This window comes from Enterococcus sp. DIV0358 (assembly GCF_051713465.1).
Lineage (GTDB): Bacteria > Bacillota > Bacilli > Lactobacillales > Enterococcaceae > Enterococcus > Enterococcus faecalis.
This window is the reverse complement of record NZ_JBIOPX010000001.1, coordinates 791,588-812,795: the sequence shown is the minus strand read 5'-3', so window position 1 is coordinate 812,795 and position 21,208 is coordinate 791,588. Positions and strand designations below refer to the sequence as shown.

Annotated in this window: 21 protein-coding genes and 2 pseudogenes; 5 read left to right on the top strand and 18 right to left on the bottom strand. The window is 30.1% G+C overall.

The window, feature by feature from the left end:
* Positions 1-3: 3 nt before the first annotated feature.
* On the bottom strand, positions 4-177 hold the full coding sequence (gene rpmF, locus IGK70_RS04065; protein ID WP_002358539.1) for a 50S ribosomal protein L32: 174 nt from the start codon (positions 175-177) through the stop codon (positions 4-6).
* Positions 178-515: 338 nt separating this feature from the next.
* Here rpmF and IGK70_RS04060 point away from each other — a divergent pair, with 338 nt between their 5' ends.
* Together IGK70_RS04060 and IGK70_RS04055 are read left to right on the top strand one after the other, a co-directional pair.
* Entirely contained in the window at positions 516-1,571 is a 1,056-nt protein-coding gene (locus tag IGK70_RS04060) for a YibE/F family protein (protein ID WP_438775181.1), read from the top strand.
* Positions 1,568-2,332, top strand: a complete 765-nt coding sequence (locus IGK70_RS04055; RefSeq protein ID WP_002358536.1) for a YibE/F family protein — start codon at positions 1,568-1,570, stop codon at positions 2,330-2,332. The genes IGK70_RS04060 and IGK70_RS04055 overlap by 4 nt, the downstream gene beginning before the upstream one ends.
* 632 nt (positions 2,333-2,964) lie before the next feature.
* Here the strand turns inward: IGK70_RS04055 and IGK70_RS04050 are convergent.
* The 3 genes from IGK70_RS04050 to IGK70_RS04040 are packed head-to-tail and all read right to left on the bottom strand — an operon-like array spanning position 2,965 to position 5,660.
* On the bottom strand, positions 2,965-3,447 hold the full coding sequence (locus tag IGK70_RS04050) for a PTS sugar transporter subunit IIA (RefSeq protein WP_002358535.1): 483 nt from the start codon (positions 3,445-3,447) through the stop codon (positions 2,965-2,967).
* Positions 3,448-3,457: 10 nt separating this feature from the next.
* The gene (locus IGK70_RS04045; RefSeq protein ID WP_002363073.1) at positions 3,458-4,960 is read right to left on the bottom strand and encodes a PTS transporter subunit EIIC; all 1,503 of its coding nucleotides are present in this window, start codon (positions 4,958-4,960) and stop codon (positions 3,458-3,460) included.
* Entirely contained in the window at positions 4,953-5,660 is a 708-nt protein-coding gene (locus IGK70_RS04040) for an N-acetylmannosamine-6-phosphate 2-epimerase (RefSeq protein WP_002358533.1), read from the bottom strand. Before IGK70_RS04040 ends, IGK70_RS04045 begins: the two co-directional genes overlap by 8 nt.
* A gap of 155 nt (positions 5,661-5,815) precedes the next feature.
* On the opposite strand from IGK70_RS04040, the gene IGK70_RS04035 reads away from it, so the two are divergent.
* On the top strand, positions 5,816-6,634 hold the full coding sequence (locus IGK70_RS04035) for a MurR/RpiR family transcriptional regulator (protein ID WP_002358531.1): 819 nt from the start codon (positions 5,816-5,818) through the stop codon (positions 6,632-6,634).
* Between the two features lie 455 nt (positions 6,635-7,089).
* On the opposite strand, the gene IGK70_RS04030 is transcribed toward IGK70_RS04035, so the two are convergent.
* Entirely contained in the window at positions 7,090-7,257 is a 168-nt protein-coding gene (locus IGK70_RS04030) for a hypothetical protein (RefSeq protein ID WP_229204425.1), read from the bottom strand.
* A gap of 123 nt (positions 7,258-7,380) precedes the next feature.
* Positions 7,381-8,000: pseudogene (locus tag IGK70_RS04025) on the bottom strand (recombinase family protein).
* 183 nt (positions 8,001-8,183) lie between these two features.
* On the opposite strand from IGK70_RS04025, the gene IGK70_RS04020 reads away from it, so the two are divergent.
* Positions 8,184-8,804, top strand: a complete 621-nt coding sequence (locus tag IGK70_RS04020) for a recombinase family protein (protein ID WP_033591050.1) — start codon at positions 8,184-8,186, stop codon at positions 8,802-8,804.
* Between the two features lie 45 nt (positions 8,805-8,849).
* Here IGK70_RS04020 and IGK70_RS04015 read toward each other — a convergent pair whose 3' ends face one another.
* Positions 8,850-9,587 carry a hypothetical protein gene (locus IGK70_RS04015; protein WP_002401428.1) on the bottom strand — a complete coding sequence of 246 codons (738 nt, stop codon included), beginning with the start codon at positions 9,585-9,587 and terminating at the stop codon, positions 8,850-8,852.
* Between IGK70_RS04015 and IGK70_RS04010 the strand changes: the two are divergent.
* Positions 9,575-9,676, top strand: a pseudogene (locus tag IGK70_RS04010) (IS30-like element ISEnfa364 family transposase); the annotation flags it as partial. The gene IGK70_RS04015 and the pseudogene IGK70_RS04010 overlap by 13 nt on opposite strands.
* A gap of 135 nt (positions 9,677-9,811) precedes the next feature.
* Here IGK70_RS04010 and IGK70_RS04005 read toward each other — a convergent pair.
* From IGK70_RS04005 to IGK70_RS03955, 11 genes are all read right to left on the bottom strand, one after another.
* Complete coding sequence (locus IGK70_RS04005) at positions 9,812-10,228, bottom strand: hypothetical protein (protein ID WP_002358522.1); 417 nt, start codon at positions 10,226-10,228, stop codon at positions 9,812-9,814.
* A 129-nt stretch (positions 10,229-10,357) separates the two neighbouring features.
* Positions 10,358-11,566 carry a YSIRK-targeted surface antigen transcriptional regulator gene (locus tag IGK70_RS04000; RefSeq protein ID WP_010712174.1) on the bottom strand — a complete coding sequence of 403 codons (1,209 nt, stop codon included), beginning with the start codon at positions 11,564-11,566 and terminating at the stop codon, positions 10,358-10,360.
* Between the two features lie 199 nt (positions 11,567-11,765).
* A complete protein-coding gene (locus tag IGK70_RS03995; RefSeq protein ID WP_438775180.1) occupies positions 11,766-16,637 on the bottom strand; it encodes a Rib/alpha-like domain-containing protein in 4,872 nt (1,623 codons plus the stop codon).
* Positions 16,638-16,912: 275 nt separating this feature from the next.
* Positions 16,913-17,449 (bottom strand): Asp23/Gls24 family envelope stress response protein, encoded by a 537-nt coding sequence (locus IGK70_RS03990; protein ID WP_002358518.1) that lies wholly within the window; start codon positions 17,447-17,449, stop codon positions 16,913-16,915.
* A gap of 28 nt (positions 17,450-17,477) precedes the next feature.
* Positions 17,478-17,669 (bottom strand): DUF2273 domain-containing protein, encoded by a 192-nt coding sequence (locus IGK70_RS03985; RefSeq protein WP_220421813.1) that lies wholly within the window; start codon positions 17,667-17,669, stop codon positions 17,478-17,480.
* Positions 17,670-17,685: 16 nt separating this feature from the next.
* A complete protein-coding gene (amaP, locus tag IGK70_RS03980; RefSeq protein ID WP_259276364.1) occupies positions 17,686-18,252 on the bottom strand; it encodes an alkaline shock response membrane anchor protein AmaP in 567 nt (188 codons plus the stop codon).
* Positions 18,253-18,521: 269 nt separating this feature from the next.
* Positions 18,522-18,728, bottom strand: coding sequence for a S41 family peptidase (locus IGK70_RS03975; RefSeq protein WP_229017897.1), 207 nt, complete (start codon positions 18,726-18,728; stop codon positions 18,522-18,524).
* A gap of 94 nt (positions 18,729-18,822) precedes the next feature.
* The gene (locus IGK70_RS03970) at positions 18,823-19,404 is read right to left on the bottom strand and encodes a hypothetical protein (RefSeq protein WP_259276363.1); all 582 of its coding nucleotides are present in this window, start codon (positions 19,402-19,404) and stop codon (positions 18,823-18,825) included.
* Positions 19,405-19,481: 77 nt separating this feature from the next.
* Entirely contained in the window at positions 19,482-19,889 is a 408-nt protein-coding gene (locus tag IGK70_RS03965; RefSeq protein WP_168931981.1) for a hypothetical protein, read from the bottom strand.
* Between the two features lie 522 nt (positions 19,890-20,411).
* Positions 20,412-20,678: a hypothetical protein gene (locus tag IGK70_RS03960; protein ID WP_284959203.1), complete on the bottom strand. Its 267-nt coding sequence runs from the start codon at positions 20,676-20,678 to the stop codon at positions 20,412-20,414.
* 52 nt (positions 20,679-20,730) lie between these two features.
* The gene (locus IGK70_RS03955) at positions 20,731-20,967 is read right to left on the bottom strand and encodes a hypothetical protein (RefSeq protein ID WP_438775179.1); all 237 of its coding nucleotides are present in this window, start codon (positions 20,965-20,967) and stop codon (positions 20,731-20,733) included.
* Positions 20,968-21,208 lie beyond the last annotated feature (241 nt).

The window sequence follows — 21,208 nt, the reverse complement described above, 5'->3', positions numbered from 1 at the left end:
CTCCTATTTTTTATCCATCACTTTTTTTCCACCATAATAGCCTTTTAAAGATACATGATGACTTTTACGATAATCACCAAGATTCTCATCAAACGAAATTTCAGGTGATTTTAATTTTTCATGTGTTCGACGCAATCTTTTTTTTGTTTTCGATGTTCTTCTCGCTGGTACAGCCATATTTATTACCTCCTGTGTTATAAAAGTTGCTGAAATACTTGAGCATTCAAACTATACTATTTGAAACTATTTATAGCGAAATATTACAGATAAAGCGAACAAATCGTAATGATTACGTTTTGTTCGCTTTATACTATCAAGCTGTGTCTAATTTGTCAATAACCTTTCTATAATAAATTAGTCTAGCATATAGCATAATTTATTAATTTTAAGATATTATTGATTACTTTTAACAAAAAATGGATAATCATACCATATATTTTTTATAAATTTATGGTATCCTTTAAACTGATTTCGATAAAACCAAAGATATACTTTTTAATTAATCATACAGAGAAATGAGGGACTATATGAAAAAATTTAAATTTACATTATTTAGCTTGTTGGTAATTATTTTTAGTGGTCTATTAATTCAAAGATTTAGCGGTTACTTTTATACTACACCTGTTGGTATTGTAAAATCAGTAAAAATAATTGACAGCGAACAATTACTAACAGTTAAACTAGTAAATAATACAAAAAAAACTGTTGTTGTAAAAGTAAAATTTAATGGAAATGAAAGTACCAATCCAGTATTTAATAAAAATAATCAAATATTATTAGATAATTCCACTAAAAAGTGGGAATTTATTTCTCTAAAAAGAGATGGCTATACTTTTATTTTAGTAGTTAGTTTTGTTTCATTAGTCTTAGGTATCGCTGGAAAAAAAGGATTTTTTTCTTTAGTTGGTATTTTATTCAATATAATCTTTCTTTTTTTCTTGCTTTGGATAAATCAGCGAAACAGATCCATAAACTTACTATTGCTAATATCAATCTATACAATAATTGCTATTATTATATCAACTGGTACTCTCTACGGACTAAAAAAAATTGATTTAAGGAAGGTTTTAGCAACAATATTTAGTGTTTTTCTATCTTATTTTATTACCACAATTACTATGAAATTATTAAACGATCAAGGACTGCGCTATGAAGAAATGCAATTTTTAACTAGACCTTATCGAACTGTTTTTCTTGCCAGCTTAATGTTAGGAGGAATTGGAGCAGCACTAGACAATGTTGTTGTTATAATTTCAAGTTTAGATCAACTTGTAAGACATACTCCTGAGATAAATACAAAAGAATTAATAGAATCAGGAAAGAATATCGCTTCAGATACCACTACTTCGATGATTAATGTTTTGTTATTTGCCTATCTAAGTAGTGCAACGCCTTTTTTTATTTTCTATTTAGCTAATGGATGGGATCTTGTTGAGACATTCAAAATGCATCTTTCATTGGAAATAATGAGAATTTTATGTGGAGGACTTGCCATCTTGTTCACTATCCCAAGTTCATTTCTATTTTTTCTTTTATTTAAAAAAATAAAAAAAGAAGGGGAAAACAGATGAATGTAATTAGTTTATTAGTCATTATTTTTATCTTTATTTCAATTATCATATTTAAAAATAATTCTTTCTACTTTATTTCAGGATTATTTTTGAATATAGTCATTTTTATTGGCTATCTAATAGCTATATCGCTTCATATTTCTGTATATTTGGTAACCTTTGTATCTTTTTTACTAATGACGATAGTAATTCTTTATTGGATAAATGGACGTAATGCTAAAACAAAATTGGCTTTTATCTGTGTTATATTTTTTTTAGTTACTTTTACTATTGTGTCACTACCATTAATCACTGCTCTTAAGACACAAGGATTTTCTTCTGAAGAATTAATTGAATTAGCTAATTTTGATTTAAATGTTGATATCCCTTTTTCTGAACTAAACGTCTCAATTATTTTAATTAGTTTTTCTGGTGCCGTTATTGACGGAAGTATGGCTATTTGTAGTTCTACTTACGAAATATATACGAAGAACCCAGATTTAACTTTTAAAGAACTATTTAATTCTAGTTTTAACGTAGTAATTGAGGTATTAAATTCGACTATATACACTCTCTTATTTGCTTTTATAGCATCTAATTTTGCATTAGTAATTTACTTACAGGATTTAAACTATTCATTTTTAGAATTAATTAATTCTAAAATTTTTGTAGGGGAACTATTAGTAAGTATTTTAACTGGTTGTGCAGGAATTTTAATTTTACCTTTGTCCTGTTTACTAGGTAGCTGGATATTAAAAAAAAGATTCCACACTTTGTATTGAAACCCAAAAGCTAGGCCGAATACCTTTTATAGAAATATATTTGGTATTTTTATACAATTAACCGTTCACTTATATTGAACAAAATTGCAGCCAAGTTTCGTTTTGATTTATTGGTGATTGAAATAATTAAATCCATTTGTTATGTAAGTCTTGATTAGTGTGAAAAAACACCCTCTAATCCAGTCCGCTCTTTTCCAAATACTTAAATAAAAGAATCCACAACTAATTTATCTGTTATTCTATGTAATATACTCAACAAAATTCACAGTAACTTAACTATGACTTTTCAGTAAAAATCAATTGTGCATACTGATACAGTAAGTTTAAACTTTTATTGTAATAGTATAATTCTTAATTTATATTTTTTACTTCTATTCCTAATTGATTTATTCAAAATTATCACAAAATCGTAAAAGTTAAAATTGCATATTCTAACACAAGAAAATCAAAAAAAGATTTTCTTGTGTTAATATTTTTGAATATACTAAAGTTCGGATAAGTAGAAAACACCCTACTGATTTATATAATAGTAGGGTGTTTTGTTAATATAATTTACTTAAATTCTATAACTCACAGTCTATAATCACCTTTTATTCATTTAAATTTAATCCGATAACATACTTAACTCTACGTCAAAGTATAATTTTACCACACGAATCACCATATATAGTTGTATAACTATTTAAGATGACTTCATTAACTTGTTCAGGTTTAGTAAAAACAACTATGACAGATGGATCTTTTCCTGCTTGTTTAATTTGATCAAAATCAACTTCGGCTAATAATGTTTCGGTAGTAACTTTCTCTCCTGCATTAACAAAAATTGAAAAAGGTTTACCCTCCAATTCAACTGTATCTATACCAATATGAATTAAATACTCAATATCTGCATCGCTTTTTATACTAATTGCATGCTTTGTTGGAAAAACAGCTTCAATTCGTCCAGTCAAAGGAGCATATATTTTGTTACCTTCGGGAACAACTGCAAATCCTTCTCCAAGTACTTTTTTTGAAAATATTGGATCATTTACTTCTGAAATAGGAATAATCCTCCCTGAACAAGGAGCAGTAATGGAAATTCCTTCTTGTTTTTTATTTTTAAATAGATTAAACATAAGATATCTCCTAATTCTCAATTTCTAAAATTTGATTAATTTCTTGACTAAGTAAATCAGCTTTACCGCCAAAAACTGCCTGAATACCACCATTCACTTCAAAAACAGCAGTAGCACCTAGTTGTTTAATAGTTTCTTTGTCAACCATTCGGCCATCTACAACAGCTACACGTAAACGAGTAGCACAAGCTTCAACGGATTCAATATTGGTTTTACTACCAAGAGCTTTAATGATTATTTGAGCTTCATCATTTAATGATGTTTTTTTATTTAATTTATTTTCAGTAGTCGTTGGCAACTCTTCTCCCATTCCAGGAATAGCTACTTTAAATTTCTTAATGAAGAAAGTAAATACGCAGAAATAAACAATTGCCCAAGCAATTCCGAAAGGAATTAATTTCAGCCAATTTGTCTTATCGTTTCCTTGGAGTACACCAAATAATAAGAAATCAATTAATCCACCAGAAAATGAATTTCCTACTCGGATATTTAAAATATCAGCAAAATAAAAAGATAGACCATCTAAGAATGCATGAATTATATATAACCATGGGGCTACAAATAAAAACATATATTCAACTGGTTCAGTAATCCCTGTTAAAAATGAAGTCAAGCCACCACTAAAATAAAGTCCACCATTCTTTTTACGATTTTGTTTAGGTATAGCACGATACATAGCATAACAAGCTGCTGGTAAACCAAACATCATTGTCGCGAATCTACCTGCAAAGAAACGAGTACCATAAGTAAATAGTCCTGTATGGTTTGGATCAGCTAGTTGCGCAAAGAAAATATTTTGTGCACCAGAAACAGTAACTCCAGCTACACTTTCTGTACCTCCTAAAGACGTATACCAAAAAAGTGGATAAATAGTATGATGTAATCCTACTGCGCCAGTCAAACGAAGTAAAAATCCATACAAAAAAGTACCTAGACTTCCCATTTGTGCAATATGTTCTCCAACTACTGCTAATCCATTTTGAATTGGTGGCCAAATTAAATAAAAGAAAGAACCGATAATAATTGCCGCTAAACTAGAAATGATTGGAATAAAACGCGATCCGCCAAAAAAGCCCAAAAATTGCGGTAGTTCAATTTTCCGATATCGATTGTGTAGAAATGCAACAGTTCCGCCAATTACAATAGATCCAACAACACCAGTATCAAGAGTTGCATCTTTAGCAGAAAATAACGCAAGAAAGCCGCTGATCGTTGCTGTATACACTAAGTAAGATACTCCACCGGCTAGACCTGCTGTTCCTTTATCCCCATTTGCTAACCCTACAGCAATACCTATAGCAAAAATCAATGCTAAATTAGTAAAGACAGCATTTCCTGCATAACTCATAATACTTAATACTGTATGGATCCATGGCTGTTCTAAAATTGGATACGCATTCATTGCACTTTCATTTGTTAAAGCACCACCAAGGCCTAAAAGTAAACCTGCTACTGGTAAGATTGCAATAGGTAACATAAATGCGCGACCTAATTGTGAAAACTTCTTAAACATCTTTTTCCTCCTTATTCAATGCATCGACAAATCTTTTAGCAATTTCTTGTGGTCGTGTAATTGCACCACCAACGACAATTCCTGCAACACCCAGCTTTTTAATTTGTCTTGCTTGTTCAGGTGTATGAATTTTCCCTTCAGCAATAACACAAATATTTTCTTGTACTAATTGTTTAATTAATTTCATATCTGGGCCATTTTGTTTTTTGCTCTCCTTTGTATAGCCACTTAAGGTTGTACCAACAAAATCCACACCAGCTTGATAAGCATTCTTTCCTTCCTCAAAAGTAGAAATATCAGCCATTAATAATTGTTGAGGATACTTTTTCTTTACTTTTTCTATAAAAGTATTAATAGATAATCCGTCATGACGTTTACGTAAAGTACAGTCCAAAGCAATTACCTCCACACCAATTGCAACTAATTCATCTACTTCTCTCATAGTTGCTGTAATAAATGGCTCTTCAGGAGGATAATCTCTTTTTATTATGCCAATAATCGGTAAAGAAACTTTCTCTTTGATTTCCTTAATATCTCGAACAGAATTTGCACGTATACCAACAGCTCCAGCATTTTTAGCTGCTAATGCAAAATATGGCATTAAACCTCCTTCCTCTGTATAAAATGGTTCACCAGGTAGCGCCTGACACGAAACAATTAAACCGCCTGAAATTACTTCTAAGAATTTTGCTTTGTTCAAACTCCACAAACCTCCACTTTTATATTTTTTAGGATTTTTACTCCAAAAAAAGTTTAGCATCCGCTTACATTGTTGTCAAGAAAAATGGAGAATTTTGGAGTTTTTTAATTTTTATAGTGTATAATAAACAAAAATTACATTCTAGAGGAGATTTTATGAATTACATTTATTTAATTAATGAACATTATCCCTTATTAACAAAATCGGAACGAAAAGTTGCTGATTTTATTCTTAACTCTGGAGAATCTATTATTTACAGTACTATGAATGATATTAAAACAAAAGCGAATGTTGGCGATGCAACAATCATTCGCTTTTGTCAAAAACTTGGATTTTCTGGTTTTTCTGATCTAAAAATTGAAATTGCTAAAGAAGATTTTAGCAAAAAAAAAGAACAACCATCTAGTGGTAAATACCACGATGAAGTTGCTAAAAGTTTGATTGAAGTACTTCAGTCTACTTCTTGTTTAATTAATGAAGAAAAATTAACAAAAGCAATCCAACTTATTAATCAAGCAAGCAGCCTATATATTTTTGGTGTAGGATCTAGTGGAAATACTAGTCTTGATTTGGAAAGTATGTTTTTGAGGGTAGGAATACAAGCTAAAGCTGTATTAGATCCTCATTATCAAGCTCAAGTTGCTTCTTTGTTAACAGATAGAGATTTAGTTATTATCTTTTCTTTATCTGGAAAAACAAAAGATACTTATGACTCATTAAAAATTGCAAAAAATAATGGAGCAAAAATACTTGCTATAACGAATTATATTCATTCACCGATAGGAAAATCTGCAGATTTAGTTTTACAAACAGCAATCGAAGAATTTTTAAATGGTGGTTCTTTAGCTGGAAAAATTTCACAACTTTATATTTGTGATTTGTTAGTACATGAATATGAACAAAATAACAAGATTAATTCATTGGATTTAAGAGAAAAAGTCTTACGTTCAATTATTGATAAAAGAATTGAATGATTATTCAAAATTAGTTATTAAGAAAACACCAAAATACATACTACACATTGTTCACGTAGTACGTATTTTGGATTCTAGTTCACAGCCATTGGTAAACACTTGTTTTTCAATTTTCTGATAATCGTACTCTCTTCTCACAACTATTCACCTTAGACAATAAATTTCACAATTCTATTTATTATGAAGGTAATAACTAACAATTTAGGGATTAATTTATGCATTTTAATTGACACTATTATATTAATATTGAGGAGTTAGTTGTTGCCTATTACTATTTTATCAAGGTTTCACCTTTTTTTATTTTTTTCTGCGCTTATTTCTACGCAAACGCTCTTAATTAATTTATATTTTTTACAATTACTATACATAAGATGATTATATTTTCCTAACTCTCTTCTAGCCAATTGGTCACAATCAACATAAGCAACCATATTTGCCTTATTCCACGTAGTAATTTATATTTCCCAGTAATCATATTTTTTTAGAACAACCATCTTATTCTCTCCATTTCTAAAGCTATATCTTGAAACCATTTTTCTAAATTCTTTCTTTGTTTTAGGACACACTCGAAATACTTCTTCTGACAACTCTAATAATAATTTTTCCACTTTTACTGACATCATATCAAAAATAACCATTGGCTTATTTTCTTTTTCTACGTGTTTTTTGTATCTTTAATAATTTGCAGAATAACTACTCCTTTCTGTTTTTCACCAAATAAGCCCTCTTATTTCTTTTATGATTCATTAAGAATCTGCTTGATTTGACTCATAGTCTTTTTTTATTCTATAAACTGTTTGTCGATTAATTCCATATTTTTTTGCAATCTTTGAAATAGCAGTGCCTTTTTGTAACTCTTCTATAATATTTCTATAGACAGCTCTTTTTTGGAGATCTTTTGCTGTTGGACTATATAATTCAGGACGTCCTTGATAAACACCGTTCATTTTTGCAATTTTAATTCCTTGTTCTAGTCGTCGCTTAGATTCTGTTCTTTCTTGTTCCGCAATCATTGCCAAAATCTGGACTATCAAATCTTTAATAAAACGATCAAATAATGGATTACCAACCACTTCAGCCATAATAGGAAGGCTTGTAATTATGAGTCGAACATTTTTATTTTTCAATAAATTAACCGTCTGAATAATTTCATCGTAATTTCTGCCTAATCGGTCAATGGCTTCTACCATAAAAATATCGGATTCTCTCACAAAATAGATAGCTTCTGTAAAAATTAGTCGTTGTTCAATACTTGCGCCAGATTTTTTCTCTACAAATATTTTTTTCGCTCCTAATTTTTTTAACTCTTGAATTTGCCGTTCCAAGTTTTGCCAATGGATGAAACTCTTGCATATGCAACTTTCAAAATTCTGCCTCTTTCCAAGAGTTTTATCATACACCCTGATCACGCATTTAAAAAACAAGAAAATCAAATAGTTGTGATTGTCTAATTAAGGACCCCTAAATAGACACCAACAGAACATTGAAAAATATGGTTTTTGAATGTATGATTAGGGTGTATTTTAAAAATTATAGAAAGTAGGTAAAAATTTGGAAAATTGCATATATTCGAGTTTCATCAATCGATCAAAATGAACAACGTCAAATTGAGGAAATGAACAAGTTTGGTGCTGAAAAAATTTTTATCGAGAAACAATCCGGAGCGACTATTACTCATCGACCGATTTTTCAGGAAGCTCTAGATTTTGTTAGAGCCCAAGATATTTTTATTGTAGAGGCCATCGATCGACTTGGACGTAATTATGACGAGATTATCGATTCAGTAAATTATCTAAAGAAGAAAAATGTGCGGCTAATTATTACCAGTTTACCAATCATGGCTGAAGCAATCGGAAATCCACTCCTAGATAAATTTATCAAAGACCTAATCATTCAGATTTTGGCCATGATTGCCGAGCAAGAACGTACGGAATCTAAAAGACGCCAAGCACAAGGGATAAAGATTGCGAAAGCAAACGGCGTCTATAAAGGTCGTCCTAAGTTATACAGTGCAGACACAAAAGATCCCCAACGTCGCCTTGTTTATAAAAGCATCGTTCAGGATCTTAAGAATGGGGTTGCTATCTCAAAGATTGCGAAAGATTACAATATTACGAGACAAACTATATATAGAATCAAAAAAGAAATTCATGAATTAGAGATTAATTGATGTAACAAAAATTAATACTTTTATTTATTGTAAGCTTTTCAAAATCTATTCGAACAATAACTTATTCAGTTTAGGAAAGTTTTCCAAACTATTACCAAAATTTGTTTCAATATCCTTTTTATATTTACGCTGAAAATCAAATATTGTTTCGCTATGACTCTCTATTATATCCTCAAAAAATTTGAAAATAAGCTCGTAATCTGAGATAGAGAGAGTATATTCATCGCTGAGAATTTTTAAATTAGTATAAATTGCTCCCAAATAATTTATTCTTAGATCAATTCCATTTGTTTCTTTATAATAAGCAACGAACTCATCAACAAATGAATTAAGGTTGTTATTCCAATGGTATTGGGTATTTTCATTAATTCTCGCGAGCATTTCGCATATTTGTTCTTCAGTAAGTTTTTCTACAAGCCATGAATAAATAAGAAAATCCTTATCAGCTTGTTTAAAATTTATCGCATTAGTCATCTGGTCAAGCAGAAATTCTATTAATTGTTCTTTTTTTCCATAGTAATAAAAAGTATCATATAGTTTATCTAAATCATTAGCTTCAATAGAAGATAATCTAAAGCTGTGCATTTCATCTTCTAATAAATTAAGTACATCTCGTAAATGAACATTACAATCGTCTATTACAGTAGTACATTTCATATCAAACAATATTTTTTTAGCATTATCAGCTACTCCAGGAAGGTCATCAAGCATATGTGCAAAATTATTTTTTAGGTTTATCTTTGTAGACTCCTTTACCCAGTTTTTGACTAAATGAAAATACAAATAGATTATTAAGAGAGTACCTACCAAAAGAGAAAGATATAATCTTAATTCCAGATAATTATATTCAATCCTTTATGCATAGACTAGACCACAAAAGTGCTTAAAATGAAAAACATCGTATGAAGTTTTTACAGGATAAAGTGTTGTACTTAATTGATAATTCGAAATTAAAAAAAGCAACAAACGATCTGCCATTTATCTCCATATTTTTTATTTAAAAACATTTAAATAATAACTCTTTCTGGAAAAATACCGAATCTTAGTTGTTTTTGTTTACATACCTTATTTCTTAGTAATGAAGCAAAAAAATTTCCCTCTTTATCTGCATTTCCAATTTTATAATAATAATCTACTAAATACTCAGTTTCTATCTGTGAAATAACATTATTTGTATCTGCAGATTCTAAATTTATCTCCTCTAAATAAAATTGTATTTCAGAAAGAATAGCTTCTATTTCTAATAATTGTTCTATATTCTTTTTGAAATTTTTTGAATTAATAGACTGTTGTAATTTCTTCCCTTTTTCTGCATACTTGTTATACATAATCATTAAATTATATGCACATTCTGATAAATTATTTTTTTCATAATTACCATTTTTTAATAAATCTTCTGGATTGATTTCCCAATAAAATTTCATATTATCTCTATCCTTTCTATAACTATTAATGATATGAACTTTTAAGTGTAAAATAAAACATCTAAACAATTAATTTCATTTCCAAAAGTTAGATAATTATTTAAAAAATGTTTCGTACTAAAACATTTTTTAGTCTAAATTTAATGTAAATTTAGAATCAACTGACATCTGATATTTTTTAGGAGTCGTCCCTGTTATCTTTTTAAAAACTTTAGTGAAGTGAGACGTATCTGAAAAACCTAATAATAGTGAAATATCATTAATAGGATAATTAGATTTTAACATTACTTTAGCTTCTGAAATTTTTCTTCTTAAAATATAATTATGTATACTAATGTTCATTTCTTTTTTAAAAGCTGTGCGTAACCTAGCTTCACTCATTGAAAAATATTGAGCAATCTGTCTTACTGTAATCTTTGTATACATATTTAGACCAATGTACTGAACAATTGATGATATCTGAGGAGAAAGATTCCTTACTTTAGCTTTTCCTATTTCAGAGGTATAAAATACTATAGCAGTATCTCTAACTTTTAATACTTCTTTTAAATTTATACATAGTTCATTTTTCCTTATAAAACTATCTCGACTCTGATATGCATTTATTAAGTCCATTCCCATATTTATAGCTGCTTGTGCTAACTTCTCAAATACAACTATTGAATAATTCTTTTCAGAACGTACGTTATCCCCACTAACCACAGGAACAACACCATTACTTAGTTTAAATATCATATTACTTAATTCTTGTACATTACCATTTACAACATATTCTAAAATTTTATTTTCATATAAAAATAAATAAATTTCTGGATCATAATTTTGAGATAATAACATATCTATCCGTTCTATTTGGATATCTTCTGAAAATTTTTTCTCATAATCATGTAACGGCTTATGAAATAAGTCTTCAATCTTTCCCGTAAAAAAATAATTTATAAGGATAAGAATATCTCTAATATCCCCTAATGAAAATAATGGTAATTCATTTAATAATTTATATAAGGATTCTTTATCAGAATGCTTTATACTTTTATATTGAACCATAGAATAGAATTTATCTTTTTCTATGGTATTACATCTGAATGGACCAAACAAAAACAGTTTTTTATTGTATGCGTACAATAAAAACAACTCATTATAATTACCAGTTATATAATCAAATTTAAGCTTGTCTTTCCCAACTTTTTTTAAAAAAGTTGGGAAATCATAAAATAATGATATAGTCCTATCAGATCTATATTCTTCTACAAGAGTGTAATCTTCATTAAATACTAATATAGGTAACCCTAAGCATACATGTAATGACTTTAATAAAACTTCTTTATCCGTATTCAAAAAAAAACTCCTTTACTTAAATATGAACTTTTACTATAAGTAAATAAATATTATCTAGTAATTATTTACTCATTTTAATATCAACATTATTTTAATAAAAAATAATAAAATCCACAATATTATTTAAATAAACAACAATAAAACAAAAAGAGGAAGAGACTTCTTCCTCTTTTCAGAGAATATTTAATAATTTAAACTTCTATTCATCCTCTTTTTTCCATTTTTCATACCCTAATAACCCTAAAGTTCCTAACAATATTAAACCACCAGCAATAGTATAAATATTACTATCAACCTCTCCTGTTTTAGGATAAGTTTTCAAGAATTGTTTTTTATCTTGATTGTTGTTAGTCTTACTGTCTGTTCCATTACCTTTTCCACCGTTTAATTCATTTGACGAAACAACTACATCAGTAGGTTCACTAGTATTGTCAGATTCATCAGTTGAAGTTACTTTTACTTTTGTCCCTGCCTCTAATTTAGGAACGTTAACTTTAAAGTAACCACTCTTATCAGCTGTGCCATGGTATTGACTTCCATCAGGTAACGTTACTGTTACATCTGCATTTGGTTCAGTTTTACCAGTAACAATTTTGTCACCATCTGTAATAGGATCAACTTGAGGTTTATTCGGCGCTTTTTTATCTACTACAGAAATAACAACCTCTACCTCTTCTTTAGATCCATCTGGATATATTACTACAACAGTAGCTTTTTTATTTCCAGGTATACCCACATCTACTTTTTCTTTCCAAACATACATAGTTCCTTTTGGTAGATCCGATTTATTTTTAATTCCATCAGATGCTTCTGGTTCTTTATTTAATTCAGTAGTTACTTTTTGACCTTTAGGTGTATATTTATCAGCGTCAGAGCGATTGTCTGTTACTTCTACTGGAACTTTTACTGTATCTTTTGTACCATCTGGATACGTTACTTCAATGACACCTTCGTAATTACCTGGTGTATTAGTATCGATTGTACCACCAGGAGTAACATCTGTTACTGTTGTTCCTTGTGGTAACGTTGGTAAGTTAGTAACGTTATCTGTTAAATCTACTTTACCACCAATTTCTACTTTTTCACCTTCTACTGTTGGCTCATATTTATCAGCGTCAGAGCGATTGTCTGTTACTTCTACTGGAACTTTTACTGTATCTTTTGTACCATCTGGATACGTTACTTCAATGACACCTTCGTAATTACCTGGTGTATTAGTATCGATTGTACCACCAGGAGTAACATCTGTTATTGTTGTTCCTTGTGGTAACGTTGGTAAGTTAGTAACGTTATCTGTTAAATCTACTTTACCACCGATTTCTACTTTTTCACCTTCTACCATTGGTGTATATTTATCAGCATCAGAGCGATTGTCTGTTACTTCTACTGGAACTTTTACTGTATCTTTTGTACCATCTGGATACGTTACTTCAATGACACCTTCGTAATTACCTGGTGTATTAGTATCGATTGTACCACCAGGAGTAACATCTGTTATTGTTGTTCCTTGTGGTAACGTTGGTAAGTTAGTAACGTTATCTGTTAAATCTACTTTACCACCGATTTCTACTTTTTCACCTTCTACCATTGGTGTATATTTATCAGCATCAGAGCGATTGTCTGTTACTTCTACTGGAACTTTTACTGTATCTTTTGTACCATCTGGATACGTTACTTCAATGACACCTTCGTAATTACCTGGTGTATTAGTATCGATTGTACCACCAGGAGTAACATCTGTTATTGTTGTTCCTTGTGGTAACGTTGGTAAGTTAGTAACGTTATCTGTTAAATCTACTTTACCACCGATTTCTACTTTTTCACCTTCTACCATTGGTGTATATTTATCAGCATCAGAGCGATTGTCTGTTACTTCTACTGGAACTTTTACTGTATCTTTTGTACCATCTGGATACGTTACTTCAATGACACCTTCGTAATTACCTGGTGTATTAGTATCGATTGTACCACCAGGAGTAACATCTGTTACTGTTGTTCCTTGTGGTAACGTTGGTAAGTTAGTAACGTTATCTGTTAAATCTACTTTACCACCGATTTCTACTTTTTCACCTTCTACTGTTGGCTCATATTTATCAGCGTCAGAGCGATTGTCTGTTACTTCTACTGGAACTTTTACTGTATCTTTTGTACCATCTGGATACGTTACTTCAATGACACCTTCGTAATTACCTGGTGTATTAGTATCGATTGTACCACCAGGAGTAACATCTGTTACTGTTGTTCCTTGTGGTAACGTTGGTAAGTTAGTAACGTTATCTGTTAAATCTACTTTACCACCGATTTCTACTTTTTCACCTTCTACTGTTGGCTCATATTTATCAGCATCAGAACGATTGTCTGTTACTGTGACATCTACTTCAACTTCATCAGATGATCCATCTGAATATGTCACTACAATCGTACCTTTTTTATTTCCAGCTGTACTAATATCTACTTTTTCTTTCCAAGTATACTTAGCATCTTTTGGTAAATCTTTCTTATTTTTAATTCCCTCAGATGCGTCAGGTTCTTTATTCAATTCTGTAGTCACTTTTTGACCTTCAGGAGTATATTTGTCAGCATCAGATTTATCATCCAATTTTGTTGCACTTGATACAAATTCTGTATCATCTGCTTTAATTGGTTGCGTTGCTTCTTCTGGCCATTTCGCATCTGTATAACCATCTTTTGCTTTCAACACCGGAAGTTTATCTTCTGGTAAGCTTACGCCGTCTTTCACTGCAAAGACTGTTGTTCCACTTTCAATACTTGTTCCTTCTCCTGCGGTGAAGGTTACTTTGTGGTAGCCTGCAGGAATGTTTTCTCCTGGATTTTCATAAATATTTTTACTTACAGTTACTGCTAAATCGGTCGTGCCTACAGAACCATCTTGGTAAACAATTTTAATAGGAATTGTTCCAGTAATCGGCTCCGATTCTCCTACACCTTTAGCTGGAGTGAATGTAACAATACCAGTATTTGCGTCAACACTTGCATTGCCGAAGTCCTTATTATAAACATCTAAAACTGAAAAGGCATCGTTAGCTAGAGGAACATCTGGTTTATCAAATGTAGGTTTACCACTTTGAATTGTCGTTTCTGGGGTTGTTGTTATAGGTACGTATGTTGCATCATTTTCCATAGCTTGAGAAGCTTTTACAGCAAACTCTACATCCACGTCGAAAGTTCGATTTCCTATCTTAACAGTTACAATACCTTTCGTACTATCAGTAACGTTAGAAGTATCAGGCTCTGTTTTCCATGAATACTCTGCATCTTCAGGTAAGTTTTTATTATTCCAAATTGATTCTTTAGCATCTGGTTTAAATCCAACTACCACGGTTTGTTTATCAACCGCTTTTGGTGATTCCTTAATAACGGTTGAACCTTCTTCTGGTTTATCAAAACCTGGAGAAACGATTTGGATTTTTAATTCATCTTTCGCGATTAGTTTACTTGAATCTACACCCGTAAATTCAAATTCTACAGTATCTGAAATTGGAGCCCCATCTTTTTCATTTGGAGCGATAGTTTTTTCTGCTAATACAGTACCTTCTTTATCAACAAGTTGCGCTTTGTGACCTGTTCCCGCTAACTCGTGGATGAATACTTTCCCCTTAACTGTTGTGTCAACATCATATACTTCTTCTAATTCAGGTTTCCCGATATATGGATTCGTGTCTCCGCTCTCTTCTTTATCGTCAGGGTTTCCATCACCATCAATATCTTGCAAATAATAATAACCTGTTCCATAAGTGTTCTGGATTAATTTTTTATTCGTATCCGACAACCAAGAATCAAAGATGAAATCTTCACCAAATGGCGCATTTTCTTCGATTTTATCCGCTGCTTTCATTTCTTCTAAGATTTCATCTAAAGGTTTAGTCAGTTGTAAAACATATCTAACAACGATAGGTCGTGGACTAGTATTAGCAAAATCAATAAGTTTAGTTAAATCATTGTCAGTGATTGAACCCATACCATAATTCTCATGACCTTCACGTCGCTCAATTGCTAAATCAGCCACTTTTTTTCCTGATTCAAAAGCAACATTATATGCCACTTTATCAGCCTGAACCATATGCATTTGTATTCCAGATACATATGGTACTAAACGTTCATCGATTTTGTAGTTAGCATACCAAGGCGTTCCCTTTGCAGAAGTTGAATAAGAAAAATTCTTTTCTTTCGTTAACTTATGATCTAAAATTATAGCTCCATTAGCACCAGTAGACCCAGAACCGTCTTTTGTTTGGATATTAGCTTCTTCATATTTAGTATTTACCGATCCATGCTTAAATTGATCAGAATTATTTTCGGATACATCTAACTTATTATAGAAATCATCTTGATCTGTCAAAAAGTAACCAGTGCTTTCTATTCCAGGTACAATTTTATCGTCATCTTGATGACTTACCAAATAGATACGATACATTAAACGGTCGCTTTTAAGATTATCTGCACCAATTTCTTTAAAAATTTCATCTAAATTTTTTTCAAATGTAATCACACCGTTAGGAGCAGTTTGTGTATCAGTTGTTTCTGCCCCAGCAAATAGTCCATCATTTGCTCGAATGTAATTAACCTTCCAAATGTTTGTAGGTCTGCCAAGCGAATCATTAATTCTTACAAAAGTTCGTCTACTATTTCCTACGCCCTTCTTCGGATCAACTTGAATTTTTTCAACATACTGGGCCAATCGTTCATCTAATTGAAGACGAATTTCCCAGTTTGCAGTTGAAGCTGCAATATTATGTTTCCCATAAACCTCAAAATCAATTGTATTTCCTTGTAACACATCACCAGTTATTGCTTTAGGGTTGAATTGTAAATCCGAGAAATTATAATTCTTCGTATATCCCGGATTTTCTTGAAACGTATTTCCTGAAGCAGAATAATTTACTAATCTTCCTTCACCCATTTGTGCATTAACTATTCCAGTTGCCCCAAAAACAAGGCCTACACCAACTAATACTGATGCAACACCCACACTTAATTTTTTTATGCTATACTTTAATACTCTTTTTCTCCCTTTTTTTAAAATCATATGCTTATTGTTTTTTCCAAACAAACTAAATTTGCTCCCTTCCTTATTTAAATTTAAAATTACATTTTTATTATAAATAATACAAAATAGAAATTCTTGTAAATATCACAAATATTTGTAAAAAATCAAAAAAATAAAATATTATAAAAAAAAAACCGACCTTTACAGGGTCACTGGAACATCCCTAGAAATCAAGTAAAAAAAATCCAGAGGATTTTCTCCTCTGGATTCACTATTACTCTACATTTTTTAGTTATTTTATTATTCAATTATTCTCATTAAAAATTTTTCTTTCTATATTACTTAACACGAGATTCCGTTAATTCTTTTGCTTTAGAACTTCCTTTAGAAGCTAGCTCTTTTGCTTTCTCTGTTTGCTCACTGGCAAAATTACTTACTGATTCTGTTGCCTCACCAACCTTATCTTGTAAACTAACGGAATCTTCTTCATGCTGTTCTTCTGTCTTAATATCAACAACATTTACATTTACTTCAATAACTTCTAACCCAGTCATATTTTTTACTTCTTTTGTAATAATTTCTTTCATTTCATTGTAAATTTTATAAATATCTTTTCCATATTCTGCAACAATATCTAAATCTACTGCTACCTGTTTTTCTCCTACTTCAACCACTACACCTGATGTAACATCATCGGTATTCACTAACTTACCAGCTAAATTTGAGAAAAATCCACCATCAACCGTAAGCAATCCTTCTACTTTTTCTAAAGAAATGCCAATAATTTTTTGAATCACTTTATCTTCATACGTTAATTTTCCTTGTACATTTTCCTTCTTTGTTTCTTCCTTTACACTTACTTTTGTTTTCTCCATTTGTATCCACTCCTAAATATTCTTTATTTTATTTATTTTGGAAAAATTTTCCAAATAAATCCTCATTTTTAATATAACTCCCTATAAATGCACCAATCCCAACCATAACTAATAAGAGAATTGTTTTAAAAAAACCAATAGTGAAAAAGAAAAGTGCTAATACCAATCCTATTAGTCCTCCAATAATTGGATACTTATATTCTAGGAACAATTCTTTCATATTCTCCCCTCTTTCTTTAAATCACTCGTTTTTGTTTTTGCTTACTCTTTCCTGAACGAGATATATTTTTGAAAACTACTTCTGCTTTTATTGAAGTATTTAATCCTATAAAAGTTTTAAGATATAACTCAATATTTTTTACTAATTGATTCGTTTGATTTATAATATCTAGATTGTCACTTGTATTTCCTGTAATACGTACTTTTATCTTTTTCTTATACATTTTTACATTTACTTTTGAATCCCTTAATAAATTGGACTGATCTAATTGCGACTGAACAATTCCTACAATAGCACTTTTTTTGATTTCTAATATTCCTTTGTCATCGTTTAATTTCACGGATGTTACTTCTGCTGGACTTAAAACAATCCCTAAAATAAATAAAAGGATAAAGACCATACCTATAACACTACCCCAGTACAAATATAGTTGAATGTAATTCCCTATAAAAGGATACTCTTCAAACTTAATAAAATAAATAGGTAATGAATACATGAACTGATAATGAACAAATACTGCAAATAAAAAAGTTCCAAAAACTAAAGAAATAAAACTAAACAAAATTTTTTTCCCTTTCGTCATCGATTCTCCCCCCACTTTCATGTGACTTTTACCACAATATAATTTTAGCAAAAGCCTTTCTCCTATAAAAATTTTATGCTTACAAGTTATACTATACATTAAGAATTCATTTACTTTAATGTACCTTCAACTCAATCAGAGTTAATCCAATTTTTTATTTCTTTGAATAGTTTCTTGGTATTAGAAAATTGTGTAATATCTTGAGTATTTCTATCTAACATCGATAAATCTACATAATAATCTGGCGGGACAGGTTGATTGTTAAACAATCATTTTCCCTTTATGGGCTTTATTGTCTCATAATAGCCAACAGTATATACAAACCACCAATAATTATCGGAATTTTGATTAGTAAAAAAACGTCCTAAATTAACCGAAGTATATCCTGCAGAAGGCATACCAAAAACTTTTACATTTGGATTATTCTTTAACGCTAAAAGTAAACTCTCAGCGGCACTTGCTGTGTTATTATTTATTACAACTGCAACTTTTTCCCCTAGTTTCTTTTTGTGTAATGATAATTTATAAAGATTCAGTTCGTTAATCGTTCCTGGAATGCCACCAAATAATTTACCATTTTTTTAAGTAAACAGGATACTTTTCCTTTTTATTATTAATATTGCTAAAGAGCATTCCATTATGAATTAAAGAACTCGCACCAATAATCATAGGTTCTTTCAGCCCGCCATAATTATTTGATAAATTTAAAACAATGTTACCAGAAGTATATTCGATTAAATCTGTCAACTTTGATGCATATTTAATTGAGAAGTTATCATCATTGCTATAGACACTTGGAATGTTAATAATTGTAAGATCCTCATACTTTGAAATACTTGGTAACTTAAGAGTTTCCATATTATCCATATCTTTGTCACTACTTATTTGTTTTACAGAACTATGTTTGTTAACACCATATACTAATGTATTTAAATTATCCACATTAGTTACTTTTCTACCGTATCTTGTTAATTCTAAAATATTCCTCCACTCATCTTTATTAGAAATTACTCCATATTGAGATATCGTATGAAGTACTTCATAACTCCTAGAATCAATCGATTTTAGAGGTAAAAAGAAAAAAGTAAGAGAAACAAAAATAATGGCACATGTGCTAATAATATAAAAAAGTAAATATTTTTTGATACTCATTCTGTTCATCGTCCTTAACAAGTAATATACTACAATATTTCACCATACATGGCTGTTCTAACTAATTCTATTTTTCATCAATGTACTTCTTTCTTTATATCTATAAATTGATTCATTAGCTTCTGGTATTCTTTTAGTTGTTCCTTTAAGCAAATCGTAAATATTCCACCCATGAAACTACCAAAAAACAACGAGCCTATTAATGAACCAAAAATAATAAATTCTTTTCCTACAAAAACTTGATGAAAGTTTGTTAGCATAACAAACATGAATAAAGCATTAAATATAAAAAGGTTAAGGAATAGCTGAACACTAGAGAAATCTTGTTTTTCATCAAGAGCAATTGGTTTAAAGAAACGATACATAACATAATATTCACTGATCAATATTCCCATTAATAATATGCCTTTTACTATTATCAGCCAAAAAAAATCGATAAAAATAAGATCAAAAAAACAAGTACTGGTATAAACACAAATAGCCATCGAAATTGATAAACATATTGGTAAAAATTATGTCTCTTCAAAAAATCCATCTGTTTTTGAAAATTTTCTTTATCCGTTATATCCATATTAGCATCTCCCTTTTTTAACGATTACTATTGCTTATTCTATCGACTTTTTCCCTATTATTTACTTTGAATAAATCCTCTTTTTATTAGTGTTGTTAATATAGACGAAGCACACCGCAAAACAGCGCTTTCATAAAGGACAACTATAATAAGAAATAATAGTTAGTTTTATTAAATCATAAATACAGCTAAAATAAATCATACAAAAGTCCTAAATCAAGTTTTATTTTAAGTTTCTAACTTTGATTGCTTTAGTTAAAAATGACACAACCATCTTATATCTTATTCCATACATTTTCTTATTATTAAAATATATAGTTCAAAACTTAAAAAGTTTCTGACCTGCTTGTTTTTAGTTAGAAATATAACGCAACTAGCTTGTGTCATATTCAACATACCATGACTGTACTCGAAGAACTTTTTAAAAAGATTTGGTCTACTCTTTAACCCAAGCTTCCGTTTCAACTTCTCCATAATTGCTCGCCACAATGTATTCATAAGGTAGGCTGTCTATAATGTTAGGAATATCGCGTACTTTTATTACTTCCGTTCCATTAAATTTTGTAGAAACAATAAAGAATTCTATTTCTTCATTGTAATCATTAAGAAGTTGTAACATATCTTTATCTTTACTAAAAACATAGTGATCAAAAATTTGGGGTTCTCCATGATTGACATCTGATACAGAGATTACTTCAGCCATTGATAATGCAATTTCTTCATTGTATTCTATTAAAAATATTCCATGAGCTTTATTACCCTTGTAAATTTTGAATATGAGTATCTATGTTTTTCTTACACGACTTTAATAGGTTTTCCTTTAAATGATTATTAGAATACGTTAATCTATGTCTAGCAAAAGTATCTTCATCGATCAGTCCTTCTTTTATCTCATTACTTCGACTCTCGAACATTCTTTGTCTTTTTATATGCTCGGCTCCTTTTTTCAAAGTTCTACATTCTTGTTTTGTTTGTTGTTCTTCATTATTCATTTTCTTAAACTATTCTCCTGTCTTTTTTTAATATTATGCTTTTACTTTATTTTGCACGATAATCTTACTCCACAACAAATTGTTAAATTAGCATTATTAAATGTAAAAATTGAGTATACTCATATTTTACACAAATGACGTATGCCCAACTTGAATGTCCTACTGTTTACCTAGTAACAATTGGAATATGAAAAAGAACCAACACGGCATACCCTGTTGGTCTTTTATTATCTTTAATTGC